Below are 14,569 nucleotides of genomic sequence, written 5' to 3' on the forward strand. Positions count from 1 at the left end.
CAGTGAACCAGAAGCTGGAAAAGACGTCGAACAACTCCAGCTTGTCGAATAGCGGGCCGAGGGTTGGCTGCGCCGCGATGTACTGGGAAACTTTCTGTACGTTGAGATTTCGCTGAGGCAACATAGCGCCGGGAAGTGCTGCGAGCGCCAAGAGGAACAGGAGCACGAGCGCGGTACTCATCGATGTCAACCTGCGCCAATTCTGGCGCAGTAGCCGAATGCTTTCTCGGATCATCAGTCTCGGGAGGCGACGGATGCGAGCTCCCGCGGTGGCGCTATCTGTCATATCGGCAACACGACCGAACTGACGAATTCGTTGCGCAACCAGCCGATGAACATGCCCCACGCGCCGGTGACCAGTGCCAGGCCGACAGCGACGAGCATTATTCCGCCGACGATCTGAATCGTCCGTGAATGGCGTTTGAGCCATCCGACGCCGCGGAGCGCCTTCGCCGACCCGAACGCCAGCACGATAAACGGAAGTCCCAATCCCAGACAGTAGGCGACGATCAGTATCACCCCTCGCGCTGCTGTCGTGCCTTGAGTTCCGGCCGCAACCGAAATAACCCCAGCGAGGGTGGGGCCGAGACACGGTGTCCAACCCAACGCGAACACGCCCCCCAACAAGGGAGCGCCGGCAAGGGATGAGATGCGCCGCGGGGCGAACCGTGCGTCTTTCTGCAGGGCAGGAATGAAGCCGATGAACGTCAACCCCATCACGATGGTGATCACACCACCCACGCGTTGGAGCAGCGCTTCGTTGATACGAAGGGTGCCGATCACCCCGAATACCGAGGCAGTGGCGAGGACGAACACTGCGGTGAATCCCGCAACGAACATCGCTGCGGCCCCGGTCACCCGCCATCTTCCGACGGGTTTCGAGGTCGCATTGGCAGGGGCAACCGCAGGGGAGTCCGCTCCGGAAATGCCGGCCAGATATGACAGGTATCCGGGAACCAGTGGCACCACACATGGTGAGGCGAAAGACACCAGACCAGCGAGAACACACGCCGCTACGGCCAGCAGCAACGGGCCGCTCGCGGCGGCTGTCTGGAAGCTGGACCCGATGCCTTGGGCGAGTTCGTTCACCGTTCGGCCGCCACACGCTCGATGACCGGTTGCAGATCCTCGGTGAGAAGTGCGCGAAGAAACACAGCGGCGACGCGCTGTCTGCGATCCAACACCAAGGTGGAGGGAATCACGCTTGTCGGATAGTTTCCGCCGAGCGCTGTCAAGGTCCTCATCGACGGGTCGTAGATCGAGGGGTAGCTCACGCTGTTGTCGACGACGAAGTCCTGAGCTTTGTCACGTTGAGGATCCCGAACATTGATCCCGAGAAACTGAACACCGAGGTCTTTGGTTGCCTCGTATGCGCGCTCGAGATCGTCGGCCTCGGACCGGCACGGGGCGCACCATTGCCCCCACAGATTGATCACGACGACCTGACCGGCGTAATCGGTCAGTGAAATGTCGTTACCTTCGGCCATGAGGTCAGGCCCGGCCAATACGCCGATCATGTTTCGCGACTCGGGTGGGTCGTACAAGATATCGGTTTGCCCTCCCGGTGAGACGAAATCAAAGTTGGCACCCGAAGCGACTGCGTCGGTGCCGGTTGCACACCCACTCGCGGCGACGACGATCGCGGTGAGAATAACGACGAGTGAGAGGGGATGGGCATGCGCTCGCGGGGTGCGGTGCATCCGTTGTCGCGCGGGTGTGGGGACGGTCATTTCATCAACTCACTTACAGCGAAGCGTATTTGGTCCGTGTTTTCGAAAACCATGGGGGCTGTGACCTGGTCGACGGACCCGTCACGTTGGACGAGGAAGCTCAGCGGCAGAACTGGCGGCGCCGACAGTGCAATTCCGACGTCGTCGATGGCGGCGAACGAGGGATAGCGCACGCCGGCGTCCGTGAGAAGTGCTAGTGCTGCTGACATGTCGTCCTGGACATTGACGCCGACCACACGGATCGCGCCGGGGCTGCCTGCGTAATCGTTCAGGACTGGGATTTCCGATCGACACGGCCCACACCACGATGCCCAGAGATTGATCAAGGTGGGTTCCCCGGACAGCGCTGCGCCGAGGTCGACTTCAGTGCTCTCGCCAAGACACGTCGCTTTGATTCCCAGGAGTTTTCCGTTCACGGGCGGTGCCGCCGGGGCCACTGGACAGGAAACGTCCGCTGCCGCGGACGACGATGAAAGCCCCGAGTTGGGAGCTTCTTCTTCCCCTTGTGATGCGGCCGGGGGCACTTGCGGCCGGGTCGAGGTGTGGGCCTCGGTTGACGTGGATCGAGGCCAGATTGCCACGACAAGGAGGGCGATCACGGCCAAGAAGAACATGAGCCATCGCGACCGTGCCTGCATGCACTTCCTCCAAGTATGGTGCGGCGAATTGGGGAACAACACTGAACTACTATTGTGCATAGTAGCTATATTGGTTCTTCCACCGGCCCTCGCTCAGCAGCGGCAGAGGGCCCGAGTCCAACTATTGAATCGAGCACTGTGAAACGTCAATCCGCCCCGGAGGGGCGACCCAGCTCGTCGGCTCGCCCCGAAATTCCAGCACTGGATTCACATCAAGCGTCGCCGACACGATTGACACGAATTGCACGGTCGAAGCTTGTGCGATTGATGGTGTATTACACCGCAGCTCGACTCGCCCTGATCGCTGGGCTCGCAGTGATCGTCATGGGAATCAACGCCGTATTCGACCTCGAAATCCCCGGCGCTTTGTCACTGTTCGGGGCCTTGCTGCTCGGATTCGCCATCTCTGCGATCGCATTCCGATCGTTGCGACGCCGGATCAACGACGAGGTGATGGTCGTAGATGAGAAGCGTCGCGCGTCGCGCACCGCGTGAAGAGTTTCCCACTGTCACGCCGGCATAGATGAAGACTTCCTTCATCCCCCGGTGTGACGCGGGAAGGGGCTAGGTCACGGCGATCGCTGCTGCCGAAGCCGAATTCGGAGCAGCAGTCAACGACTGTCCACGTTGGTCAATCCATTCCGAATGCTCTCCTCAGCGCCGACACAGTAGGAGCGCCGTCGACAGCGCCCGCGGCGTCGCGGTAGAGCCTGCAGGACACGCTCGGCACCTGATCCGGTTCGGCAAAGGGATCGTGGCCGTCGACGAGCAACGTCGGAGACCCGGCCATACCCGTGAGTGCTGCTGATTGGGAATCCTCGATGACCAGGCGGCGCAGTTCCCATTCGATCGGCATGCCTGAAAGAGCGTGCTCGATTCGTTGTTCGAGGATCGGCACGTTAGGGCAGTCCGGGACTTGCAGAATTTCGAGATTCATCATGGTCGTCCTGTGTCGGTGTGCAGTGTCTGGAGCATGGGGCAGTGCCGGTCCGCTCGCGGTCGCGCGCAGGTGGACGCGAACTCGGTCAGCGAGGCCCGCATGCGTTGCAGATCTCGGATCTTTTCGTCGAACTCGGTGATCTTCGTCTGCGCCAGTCGCCGAGCTGTGTCGCAATCGTCCGGTCCGCCGCCGGCGAGATGGAGAAGTTCGTTGATTTCGTCGAGGCTGAAGCCGTGTTCCTGGGCGCGTTTGACGAACCGGACAATTTCGACAGTTTCGTCCGGATATGAGCGGTATCCCGAGGCGGATCGTGGAGGCTGCTGCAGGAGTCCGCGCCGTTCGTAGTACCGCAACGTCTGTACGTTCACCCCGGCGCGGGTGGCCAGTTCACTGCTACGCATGTTGCCATTGTGAACCTTGTACCCGGCTACGGAGTCAAGTCGTTCTACCCGGCGGCAGGACATCGTCGACGGTGACCACGCCGACGACGTGGTCGGCATCGTCGACGACCGGGATCGTCGCGAGATTATAGTCGACCATCAGCACCGCCACCTCGGTTAGGTCCGCCACGGGGGTCACGCGCACAGGGTCGGTGTCCATGATGTCGACGATCGGGGTCACCGACTCCGATTGCAGCAGTCGGATAACCGACGCCACCCCGATCAGCCGGCCGGCGTTGGTGAGCACGTGCACCTTCAGCGGAGCCTCGGGCTGCATGGACCGTGCTGCTGAGGTTGCCGACAGGGCCTGCGCCGCAGTGGCGGTGGCGGCGCAGGAGATGACGTCGACGCTCATCAGGCCGCCGGCGCTGGACGAATTGAACCCCATTAGTGTGATCACCTTCGTGCGTTGGCCGGCCGGCATCAGATCGAGCACTCGTCGACGGCGGGACTGTCGTAACTCTGCGACTGCGACGGCGGCGTCGTCTGCGCGCATGAGACCAAGCACACCGGCCACCTCGACGTCGCTCATGTCGTCGAGCAGCTTGTTGGCCTTGCGCCCGGGTCGAGCTCTTCGAAAACGTCCGCCTCAAGCTCGGGGTCGGTGTGGACGCGGTCAAGGATTTCCCCACCCTCGCGCTTGTCTGCGCCCTCTTTCCGCTCCGATATTGTTACATGCGCACCTATGCATGTAAGGTCCAGTTTGGGAGCCATTTGGGGCGACTCTCAAGCTCGGCGACTTCTGGCGTAGCGGTTCGGGTTGTGAGGTCGTCGGAGCAGAGGCTCAATGCGGATGCACGGTCGACCCCGCCTTTGGTGAGCGTATCCATACATTCGCCCATCTATCGCGCACGTGGTCCAGTGCACCTAGAAGCGTTGCCGTGAGCGCGAAGTCGCGTCCCCGGAGGGTCGGTCAGCAGATCAATGCGTCAACGTGTTCGCTCGGTGGCATGGCAATGTTCGTTGCGTCAGCGAGCCCTTGCGCTCTGAGGGGTTTGGCGTATCACTCAGCGCCGCGGAACGCGGTATCGATCCCGGCATCCGACGGCAGCCTCATTTCCGGGCGACTCCCCGTTGAGCCACACAACATTGACTACTATCGGGCATAGTAGTAAATGTGTGCCCTCGCCGACCTCTACGGGCATGCTGATCTGAACGAACGACTGATCGAAACCGCAGTGCGCCGAGGTCGGGCAATGACGCGTACGGCGGGTCCGGCGCATCCCAGACGGAATTGTAGGTTGTGCGATTCTGCCAAGTCTGCGGCCTGGGGTTGGGTCTTCCGTTCATCGCACTCGCCTTCGGCTCATCGAAAGCGCTTCGCGGAGTTGGATGGCTTCGTCGACATTCGCGAAGCATCCAAATCTTCGGTGGTGTCATGTTGATCCTCGTGGGATTGGCATTGTTGACCGGATTCTGGGAACTGTTCGTCTCCTGGATTCGTGACGAATTCGTCAGCAACGTGGTGCTACCGATATGACACAACAGGACACTCACGAGACGAAGGCGCCCCACCACCGCTCGTTCTTCCGCCCAGCAATCGCGCTGGTCCGCAACACCTGGCGCAAACTGACTTCGATGCGTACCGCGTTGGTGCTACTGTTCCTGCTCGCGCTTGCCGCAGTACCCGGCGCCCTCCTGCCACAGCGAAACCTCAACGTGGGCAAAGTCAACACATACATTGCAGCACGTGGCAGCCTCGGACAGTGGATGGACAAGATCGAACTGTTCGACGTTTTTTCCAGCTCCTGGTTCACCGCCATCTACGTTCTGCTGTTCGTCTCACTCATCGGGTGTTTGATCCCGCGCCTGGCAGAGCACCTCCGAGCCCTCCGCAGCACGCCGGTCCGCGCGCCGCGCAATCTGTCCCGCCTGCCGCACCACCACGCCGCGCAGGAACTGACTGCAGATTCCACAGCCGCAGTCGAGCGCGTCCGTGCGGCATTGCCGCGATGGCGGCTCGCGGTGCGAACAACAGACGACGGAACAACTGAGCTTTCGGCCGAAAAAGGTTATCTCCGAGAAGCCGGCAACCTCCTCTTTCACTTCTCCCTCCTCGGACTGCTGGTTACGATTGCGATCGGAAAGCTGTTCGGATATGAGGGCTCCGTCATCGTCATCGCCGATGGAGGACCCGGATTCTGCAACACCTCACCCGCCGTCTACGACTCGTTCAAAACCGGAAATGCGACGGACGGAACCGGTCTCGAACCATTTTGTATCAGGGTCAACGACTTCGCCGCCGACTATCTAGACAATGGCCAAGCTTCGATGTTCACCTCCAACATTTCCTACCAACAGGACGCGACAGACGACGGTCAATGGAACAACTATCAACTGAAAGTGAACTCCCCACTGAGAATTGGCGGCGAACGCGTGTACTTGACAGGACACGGATACGCGCCCCAATTCACTGTCACTTTCCCCGACGGCCAGACACGGACGGAATCACTGCAATTCCGCCCGGACGACGCCACCACTTTCCTCAGCAGCGGCGCACTGCGATTCGACCCCCCAGGCGGGACATACGGATCAGCGGAGGAGCGTCGCACCAATCAGATCGCCGTCGAGGGTTTGTTCGCACCCACAGCGGCATTCAACGGTAACCTTCTCACGTCTGCCTTTCCCGACATGCGCGACCCTGCGGTCGCCATCGACATCTACAAAGGGGACACAGGTCTCGATACCGGCATTCCACAGTCAATCTTCAGCCTCAACACCGAGATGATCAACCAGGGCCGCCTCACCAAGCAAGCGCGCGTCAATCTACGGCCAGGAGAATCGTCGAACTTGCCCGATGGCACTCGCGTGACATTCGACGGCGCAAAGGAATTCGCCAATCTTCAAGTTTCCCACGACCCGGCACAGATTTGGGTACTAGTCTTCGCCGTCACCATGATTACCGGCCTGATCACGTCACTGGTGATAAAGCGTCGCAGAATTTGGGTGCGAATCACCTCGACAACATCAGGCCCGGGTCCCGTATCGCTGATCGAACTCGGGGGACTGGCGAGAACGGACCACGCCGGATGGGGCGCAGAATTCGACATCGTGCACAGACGCATCTGGCAATCCGAAGAGCCCGCCCGCAGAGAAGAGTGACATGACGATCAATGAAACCCTTTCCCGATACAGCGATCTCAGCTACGGCACGGCATTCCTCGTATATCTACTTGCCCTTATTCTCTTCTGCGCGCAACTCGCCTCGGTACGCACACAGTCGCTCACGCCGACTGCGAGGGTGGGCGTCAACGCTGGTCCTGTACCGACCGCACCCGATGCGAGAGCCCCTGGGCGTATCGTCGAATCTTCTCCCCGATCGATGTCGGATCGGCTCGGCAACATGGGGTTGTCTCTGATAGTAGTCGCATTCGTGTTCCATCTCGGTGCGCTCGTCCTCCGTGGGGTAGCGACGCAACGAGTGCCCTGGGGCAACATGTACGAATTCGTCACCTTGACATGCGCGGCAGCAGTACTCGCCGGACTGCTGCTGTTACGGCGACCTGATCTGCGAACACTGTGGGTCTTCGCTCTGATACCGATCCTCGTTCTCATGTTCGTGGCAGGAACTGTCCTGTACGCGAATGCCGCCCCCGTCGTTCCTGCCCTACAATCGTATTGGCTTCCGATCCACGTCTCGATCGTCTCGATCGGTAGTGGGGTGTTCCTGATCTCGGGCGTATCGAGCATGTTGTTTCTGCTCAGAGTCCGATATGACGACCGTGGTGTCGACTCGAAGCTCGGCACATGGTTGCGGCGCCTACCCGAGGCGCACGTGTTGGATCGATTGGCTTACAAGACAACGATCTTCGCCTTCCCGCTCTTCGGGGCGGGAGTGGTTCTGGGAGCCATCTGGGCGGAAGCGGCCTGGGGTAGGTTCTGGGGGTGGGACCCCAAGGAAACGGTCTCCTTCATCGCTTGGGTGATCTACGCCGCGTATCTGCACGCGCGCGCCACTTCTGGTTGGCGCGATACCCGTGCCGCCTGGATCAACATCGCCGGTTTCGTCGCAATGCTGTTCAATCTCTTCATCATCAATATGGTCGTCTCCGGCCTCCATTCATACGCCGGACTCAACTGAGAGCGAGCTGGGTGAAAGCGACGCGGAACATAAAACTCAGGGGAGCACCGCGCCTGCAAAGGGCCGGCGCGACCCGAGGCGGCTCACGCTGGGCAATTCGAGTGAAACCCGCTGCAAAACAACTATTTGCGTTCGACTATCGGTCACTGGACGGCTGGAACTGCGCCGCCGAGCGGACCGGCAAACCCATTCTGATATTGCTTTCTGTACGAGGTGATCAAACGTGAATCGTGCACACTTGGCCCCTACCCGAAAGGTAGTCGTTGTGGGGCGCGTCAGGGAGTATTTTTGCCCGGCAACCTGCGCCGGCACTCGAGTTCATCGTGTATCACTGTCAATCTGATATGGTCGCACCTGCTCAGTGCCGGCTGGCTTTCGAGTCGGTACGCCTCCGCGATCAGCTCGGAGTCGGTCATCCCCCGCCGAACGTCTTGCATTGCGACCTCCACGTCGTCTGTTCTCGTTCGCGTACCCGATCAGTCCCTCGCTGGTCGATGGGCACGGTTTGCGCCTGAACCGTTTCAGGATGTAAATGAATCGATTCGGCTCGGTTTCAGGCGTCGGTTCCTTTGTGTTCGCGTTCCATCCTCGTCTTGAGGAACGACGAATGTGACCCGCGCACGCTGATCTCCAGATATCGGCGGATGATGACCAATCCCTCCACATGAGGTTGCCTCCAGACTGTTCGGCGTCCTCAGAGGGGTATTGGCCTGTCGCCGAGAAGGCTCGGTGCCTCTGCCGGGATCCTCGTCGAGCAGAGACACCGAGCCGCGTGCGCTCACATCCGAGTGAGATCTCGGTAACGACCGCCTGAAGTTGTGATCACAGCGTGGCGAGAATGTCTTCCATGGTGGTGATTTCCTCGTTTTGCGTGCGGATGATGTTCTGCGCCATGGAGATCGCTTCTGGATACTGTCCGGAATCAACTTCAGTTTGCGCCATCGCGACTGCTCCGCGGTGATGGTCGATCATCTGTGTGAGGAACAGTTTCGCGGCATCTGTTCCCTGCGCATTCTGCAGTGCAGTCATGTCCTCGGCGGACATCATCCCCTCCATGCCGGGCATCGTTCCCATGCTTTCGGAGGGCATGGGCATGTTCATACTGGTGGAGGGCATCGGCATGTTCATGCTGCTGGAGGGTGTCATGCCTTCCATGTTGTGAGAGGTGGTCGGCATATCCATGCCAGAGGAGGACGAACTCTGTCCCCAGCTGGTCAACCAGGCCTGCAGCTGCTCGATTTCTGGGCCCTGCGCCGCTTTGATCTGTTCAGCCAACGCTGTCACTCGGGGGTCGATACCGTCTTTGGAGAGGAGCATGTCGCTCATCTCGACGGCTTGACTGTGATGCGGGATCATCTGCTCGGCAAATGTCACATCTGCCTGATTATGAGTGCTCGCGTCCGCCGAGCTACTGGACTCGACACTCATTGACATCGGTGTGGAGGTGGTTCCATCGGAATTGGAACTGTTACATGCGGTGAGGACGAATAGTGCCGCAGTTGCTGCAGCGCTGATTGCGAGGATCTTCTTCATATCGGGGAAACCCTTTCGTTGGGAGATCGGTTGTCCGGTCATGAGGCGTTCTGTGAGGTCGTCTTCGGGGTAGTGCTTGGTGAAGGCCGGTGTTGATCCGGGGGAGAAGGGAGTCGTAGTCGCTTCAGCAGTAGTGCGTTGACGGCGACGATGAAGCTGGACCCGGACATCGACAGCGCTGCGATCTCTGGGCGAAGTACAAGTCCGAGGGAGGGTTCGAAGACTCCAGCGGCGATGGGGAGGGCGATGACGTTGTACCCGACGGCCCATCCGAGGTTCTGTCGCATCTTGCGGAGGGTGCCTCGCCCGATTTGTAGTGCGACCGGTACGTCGAGTGGGTCCGACCGCATCAGCACGAGGTCCGCTGTTTCGATTGCGACGTCGGTACCTGCGCCGATGGCGATACCGAGGTCCGCTTGTGCGAGCGCGGGAGCATCGTTGACTCCGTCCCCGACCATTGCAACTTTTTTGCCGGCATTTTGCAGCTCGACGATCTTGGCGGCTTTGTCGCCGGGGAGCACTTCCGCGATGACGGTATCGATACCGAGCTGGCCCGCGATGCGCTGTGCGGTGGCTTCGTTGTCGCCGCTGAGCATGACGACTTCGACGCCCAAGTCGTGCAGCGCCGCCACTGCGGCGGCGGAAGTCTCTCGGACAGCGTCGGCGAGTGCGATCACCCCGACGCCGTGTCCGTCGACGGCGACGAGTACTGCTGTTCGCCCGCTGGCTGCGAGGTCGTCGCGTGTGCCCATCAATGTGCCGAAGTCGACGTTTTCGGCGATCATCAGTTTGCGGTTGCCTACCGCCACTCGACGACCGTCCACCTCCGCAGCCGCACCGTGACCTGGCACATTACGGAAATTTGTGAGTGGAACTTCCGGGGCGCCGCGTTCGGCCGCGTAGCGGACGATCGCGCCGGCGAGGGGGTGTTCGGACTCGCGTTCGACCGCGGCCACAAGGGAAAGGAGTTCATCGGTGCCGATACCGTCGACGACGACGTCGGTGACTTCGGGTTCGCCTTTGGTGAGGGTGCCGGTCTTGTCCATCACTACCGTCTCGATGCGCGCCGAGGATTCCAGCGCGGTGGCATTTTTGAACAACACTCCTCGTTGAGCTCCGAGTCCGGTGCCGACCATGATGGCGGTGGGCGTGGCCAAACCGAGAGCGTCGGGGCAGGTGATGACAACGACGGTGATTGCGAACAGAAGCGCGGTCTGCACTCCTGCACCCGCCGCCCACCAGACAAGGAAGGTGCCGGTGCCGCCGATCAGAGCAACAAGGACGAGCCAGAACGCGGCCCGATCAGCGAACCGTTGCCCCGGCGCTTTCGAGTTCTGCGCTTCCTGGACCAACGCCACTATTTGGGACAGGGCGGTGTCGGCACCGACTTTGGTTGCTCGGACGCGAAGTGTGCCCGTCGTGTTGATGGAAGCCCCGATGACTGCGGATCCCGGTTCTTTGGATACGGGAAGGCTTTCCCCGGTCACCATTGACTCGTCGACTTCGGAAGTTCCGCTCTCGACCGTTCCATCGACAGGGACTTTGCCGCCTGGTCGGATCAGTAACAGGTCTCCGACGACAACGTCGGCGGTGGGAACTTCGACGGGTTCGCCGTCTCTCAACACGATTGCCAATGGCGGGGTCAGTTCGAGCAGTGTGCGAATCGCGTCGTTGGCTCCACCTCTGGCTCGCATCTCGAACCAATGTCCGAGCAGGACGAAAGCCGTCAGCACCGACGCGGCCTCGTAGAAGACCTCGCCGCCGCCGGTGAAGGTGACGGCGACGCTGTAGAGCCAACCCGCCCCGACGGCGACGGCAACGAGGACCATCATGTCGAGGGTGCGGGCCTTCAGAGCCCGATAAGCGCCGTCGAAAAAGATCCAGGCCGAGTAGAACACCACTGGCAAGCTCAGTATCAGGGTGAATACGTCGTCGCGGAGTCCGAACGGGGCGGGAACTGTGAATCCGAACATGTCGCGCCCCATCGGGGACCACAGCATGATCGGAATGGACAGAACGAGAGCGACGAGAAAGCGATTTCGCATGTCCCGGACCATGTCGTCCATCGACATTCCGGCGTGGGCGCCTCCGTGCCCCATCATGTCCTGTGCAGAGTGTTGAGCATGTGGTTCGTGCGCTGTGTGTTCGCCGTGAGGAGATTCGCCGGGGTGTTCGACCGGTGCGTCGGTTGATGTGTCGGCGTGGTCTGAATGAACGTGGTATTCAGAGGGCGTGGCGCTGGTGCTGTCGTTTGGTTCGGAGAGGGGGTCGCAGCTGTGGGAGGGCACTGATCGCCCTGCGCAGTGATAGCCGCAGTCCCGGATCCATTGGGACAGTTCGGGTATCGAGGTTGCAGCCGGGTCGTAGGTGACCGTGGCAGTTTGGTTGAGGACGTTGGCCTCAGCAGAGACGACGCCACGTCGGCGAAGGAGAGTTGATTCGACTGCGGCTTTCGATGTCGCCCACTGCAATCCTTGTACTTCGAGAACGGTGGTTCGATTCATCTCTGCGCCCTCTCGTTGTGACCGCCATTCTTGCGGCAGCGACTGTGCGGATACCTCGGTGGCATGTTCCCGTGTTGTGGCAGATCGTCGGCACCTCTGGGGCGTGATGTTGTGGGGTCCACGTGTGTCTCAATACTGAGCCTGCCGGTGGCGGATATGCCTTGGTTAGATGTTTGGTGAAGATTCGATGAAGGACCATGGTGTCCCAAGCAGTCGACGACTGCCCTCGTCCGTGATGGTGGTCGTCGTGAAGTGAAACCTTTGGATTCGTTGCGGGTGGACAGTGGGACCTCTCCCGCACATCGCGTCCGAAGAGTTCAGGGCAGACGGAAGGTCATCGGGGCAGTCGAATTCGGGATCAAATCAGTGATCGGAGCTTGTGGCATGACTGGTGAATCGTCGTAGGCGCAAACTGTTCGTGACGACGAAGATGGAGCTGAAAGCCATGGCAGCGCCGGCGATCAGCGGGTTCAACAACCCCAGCGCCGCCAGAGGCAACGCCGCCACGTTGTAGGCGAAGGCCCAGAAAAGGTTCCCTTTGATGGTTTTCAACGTCGAGCGCGACAGACGGATCGCATCTGCGGCGGAGCGCAGGTCGCCTCGGACAAGGGTGAGATCGGAGGCTTCGATGGCGACATCGCTGCCGGTGCCCATGGCCAGACCTAAGTCTGCTTGTGCCAGAGCAGCGGCGTCGTTGACACCGTCACCGACCATAGCGACTGTATACCCACGGCTTTGGAGGTCTTTGACGGCGCTTACTTTGTCCGCGGGCAAGACTTCGGCGATGACATCGGCGGCTTCGATCCCCACTTGTTTTGCGACGGCGACGGCGGCGCGAGCATTATCGCCGGTCAACAGGATGGGACGTAGTCCCAAGGTTCGGAATGCAGTGATGGCCTCTTTCGAGGTGTCCTTGACAGTGTCCGAAACGACCACGATTCCGCGGATCGAACCGTCCCACGCAACCCACACCGGGGACTTTCCGTCGGCTTCCGCGTCGTGTGCGGCCACTTCCAGATTCTTGGGTGCGACGAGAGACCAGTCCTGCTCTAACCAGGTTCGCCGACCTATAGCAACGGCTCGGCCGTCTACGACACCGGAGACGCCTCGGCCGTCGTGGTTGGAGAAACCTTCGATTCTCGGCAACGGCCGGCCGTCAGCCCGAGCTGCAAGAGTGATGGCCTGCGCGATCGGGTGTTCGGAGCCGTCCTCCAACGCTCCTGCGACAAAAAGTAATTCGTCGATATTCTCGCCATCTGCGCCGACTGTCGAATCGACACTCATGCGCCCGGTGGTGACGGTCCCGGTCTTGTCGAGCACGATGGTGTCGACCTGACGGGTGGATTCGAGAACCTGGGGGCCTTTGATGAGAATCCCCAACTGGGCGCCGCGGCCCGTTCCGACCATCAGCGCCGTCGGTGTTGCCAACCCCAATGCACAGGGGCACGCGATGATCAGCACGGCAACGGCGGCGGTGAACGCCGTCACCATCGAGTGACCGGTCAAAAGCCACGCACCCAACGTCATCAGTGAGAGAACGATGACGACCGGGACGAAGATTCCGGAGATGCGGTCGGCGAGACGTTGGACCTGAGCCTTGCCGTTCTGTGCATCTTCGACCAGTCGTGCCATCTGAGCGAGCTGAGTGTCGGCGCCGATACGAGTTGCTCGAACGAGGAGTCGCCCTCCAGCGTTGACGGTGGCGCCGACAACGGCGTCGCCAGGGCGCACTTCGACTGGCACGGATTCGCCGGTCAGCATGGAGGCGTCCACCGCAGATGTGCCGTCGGTGACGATGCCGTCGGTCGCGATCTTTTCGCCGGGGCGTACGACGAAGATGTCACCGACCACCAATTGTTCGGTGGGAATTCGGATCTCGGTGTGTTCCCTCAACACCGCTACGTCTTTGGCTCCCATGTCCATCAGTGCGCGTAGGGCTGCACCCGACTGCTTCTTGGCGCGGGCTTCGAAATATCGCCCCGCCAGTATGAAGACGGTGACCGCAGCAGCGACTTCCAGATAGATGTGGTCCGCTCCGCCCTCCTGCTGTGGGAACAGGCTGAACTCCATCTTCATGCCGGCCATTCCGGCATGACCGAAGAACAACGCCCACAGTGACCACAGGTAGGCCGCCGACACCCCCACCGAGATCAGAGTGTCCATTGTTGCCGCGCCGTGTCGGGCATTCGTCAGTGCAGCGCGGTGGAAGGGGAGTGCGCCCCAGACGACGACGGGAGATGCGAGCGTCAAGGCCAGCCACTGCCAGTTCGTGAACTGCAATGGCGGGATCATCGACAATGCGACCACAGGCACAGTCAATGCGAGCGAGACGAGCAGTCGGGTCCGCAGTTGCGAAGCCTCGTCCTGGATTCGGGCGTCCACCCCGTCGGTAGTGCCGACCTCTCCGGACGAGCCCTTGGGGGCAGGCAAGGTGGCGGTGTATCCCGTTGCCTCGACGGTGGAGATCAAGTCTTCAGGTGCTACCGCACCCGTGAAATCGACCTTCGCCTTTTCGGTCGCGTAGTTCACTGTCGCGGTGACGCCGTCGATCTTGTTGAGCTTCTTTTCGATTCGCGCGGCGCAGGAGGCGCAGGTCATGCCGCCGATGACCAGTTCGACACTGTGTGCGGACTCGGCAGCGACGGTCGTGTTGTCCAGGGTGCTCATCAGATGTACCTCTCCTGACCTGCCTACGCTGGCGGT

The 14,569-nt window shown here is 60.8% G+C and carries 12 protein-coding genes and 2 pseudogenes; 4 read left to right on the top strand and 10 right to left on the bottom strand.

Annotated features, from left to right (window positions below):
- From G9U53_RS32060 to G9U53_RS32075, 4 genes are all read right to left on the bottom strand, one after another.
- Window positions 1-235: cytochrome c biogenesis protein ResB (locus G9U53_RS32060; RefSeq protein WP_165639925.1), on the bottom strand; the 235-nt coding region annotated here is incomplete at its 3' end.
- A 47-nt stretch (window positions 236-282) separates the two neighbouring features.
- A complete protein-coding gene (locus G9U53_RS32065; RefSeq protein WP_064444863.1) occupies window positions 283-1,089 on the bottom strand; it encodes a cytochrome c biogenesis CcdA family protein in 807 nt (268 codons plus the stop codon).
- Window positions 1,086-1,700, bottom strand: coding sequence for a TlpA disulfide reductase family protein (locus G9U53_RS32070; protein WP_187781754.1), 615 nt, complete (start codon window positions 1,698-1,700; stop codon window positions 1,086-1,088). The genes G9U53_RS32065 and G9U53_RS32070 overlap by 4 nt, the downstream gene beginning before the upstream one ends.
- A 26-nt stretch (window positions 1,701-1,726) precedes the next feature.
- Window positions 1,727-2,368 (bottom strand): TlpA disulfide reductase family protein, encoded by a 642-nt coding sequence (locus G9U53_RS32075; RefSeq protein WP_064444865.1) that lies wholly within the window; start codon window positions 2,366-2,368, stop codon window positions 1,727-1,729.
- 267 nt (window positions 2,369-2,635) lie between these two features.
- Here G9U53_RS32075 and G9U53_RS32080 point away from each other — a divergent pair, with 267 nt between their 5' ends.
- Complete coding sequence (locus tag G9U53_RS32080) at window positions 2,636-2,863, top strand: DUF4229 domain-containing protein (protein ID WP_082920753.1); 228 nt, start codon at window positions 2,636-2,638, stop codon at window positions 2,861-2,863.
- A gap of 136 nt (window positions 2,864-2,999) precedes the next feature.
- Here G9U53_RS32080 and G9U53_RS32085 read toward each other — a convergent pair whose 3' ends face one another.
- From G9U53_RS32085 to G9U53_RS32095, 3 genes and pseudogenes are all read right to left on the bottom strand, one after another.
- A complete protein-coding gene (locus G9U53_RS32085; protein ID WP_064444867.1) occupies window positions 3,000-3,308 on the bottom strand; it encodes a hypothetical protein in 309 nt (102 codons plus the stop codon).
- A complete protein-coding gene (locus G9U53_RS32090; RefSeq protein ID WP_064444868.1) occupies window positions 3,305-3,709 on the bottom strand; it encodes a MerR family transcriptional regulator in 405 nt (134 codons plus the stop codon). The genes G9U53_RS32085 and G9U53_RS32090 overlap by 4 nt, the downstream gene beginning before the upstream one ends.
- A 55-nt stretch (window positions 3,710-3,764) precedes the next feature.
- Window positions 3,765-4,417, bottom strand: a pseudogene (locus G9U53_RS32095) (CBS domain-containing protein); the annotation flags it as partial.
- A 541-nt stretch (window positions 4,418-4,958) separates the two neighbouring features.
- On the opposite strand from G9U53_RS32095, the pseudogene G9U53_RS32100 reads away from it, so the two are divergent.
- From G9U53_RS32100 to ccsB, 3 genes and pseudogenes are all read left to right on the top strand, one after another.
- Window positions 4,959-5,228 (top strand): annotated as a pseudogene (locus tag G9U53_RS32100) (cytochrome c biogenesis protein CcdA); the annotation flags it as partial.
- Window positions 5,225-6,850 carry a cytochrome c biogenesis protein ResB gene (locus G9U53_RS32105; protein ID WP_054186706.1) on the top strand — a complete coding sequence of 542 codons (1,626 nt, stop codon included), beginning with the start codon at window positions 5,225-5,227 and terminating at the stop codon, window positions 6,848-6,850. The pseudogene G9U53_RS32100 and the gene G9U53_RS32105, both read left to right, overlap by 4 nt.
- Before the next feature lies 1 nt (window position 6,851).
- Complete coding sequence (gene ccsB, locus G9U53_RS32110) at window positions 6,852-7,829, top strand: c-type cytochrome biogenesis protein CcsB (RefSeq protein WP_019747365.1); 978 nt, start codon at window positions 6,852-6,854, stop codon at window positions 7,827-7,829.
- 822 nt (window positions 7,830-8,651) lie between these two features.
- On the opposite strand, the gene G9U53_RS32115 is transcribed toward ccsB, so the two are convergent.
- The 3 genes from G9U53_RS32115 to G9U53_RS32125 form a co-directional block, all read right to left on the bottom strand.
- Window positions 8,652-9,362: a DUF305 domain-containing protein gene (locus G9U53_RS32115; protein WP_029537721.1), complete on the bottom strand. Its 711-nt coding sequence runs from the start codon at window positions 9,360-9,362 to the stop codon at window positions 8,652-8,654.
- 38 nt (window positions 9,363-9,400) lie between these two features.
- Window positions 9,401-11,866 (bottom strand): heavy metal translocating P-type ATPase, encoded by a 2,466-nt coding sequence (locus G9U53_RS32120; protein WP_019747368.1) that lies wholly within the window; start codon window positions 11,864-11,866, stop codon window positions 9,401-9,403.
- Between the two features lie 363 nt (window positions 11,867-12,229).
- Window positions 12,230-14,533 (bottom strand): heavy metal translocating P-type ATPase, encoded by a 2,304-nt coding sequence (locus G9U53_RS32125; RefSeq protein ID WP_047270630.1) that lies wholly within the window; start codon window positions 14,531-14,533, stop codon window positions 12,230-12,232.
- Window positions 14,534-14,569: the final 36 nt, after the last annotated feature.

Source organism: Rhodococcus sp. D-46, assembly GCF_011290655.1.
Taxonomy (GTDB): Bacteria; Actinomycetota; Actinomycetes; order Mycobacteriales; family Mycobacteriaceae; genus Rhodococcus_F; species Rhodococcus_F qingshengii.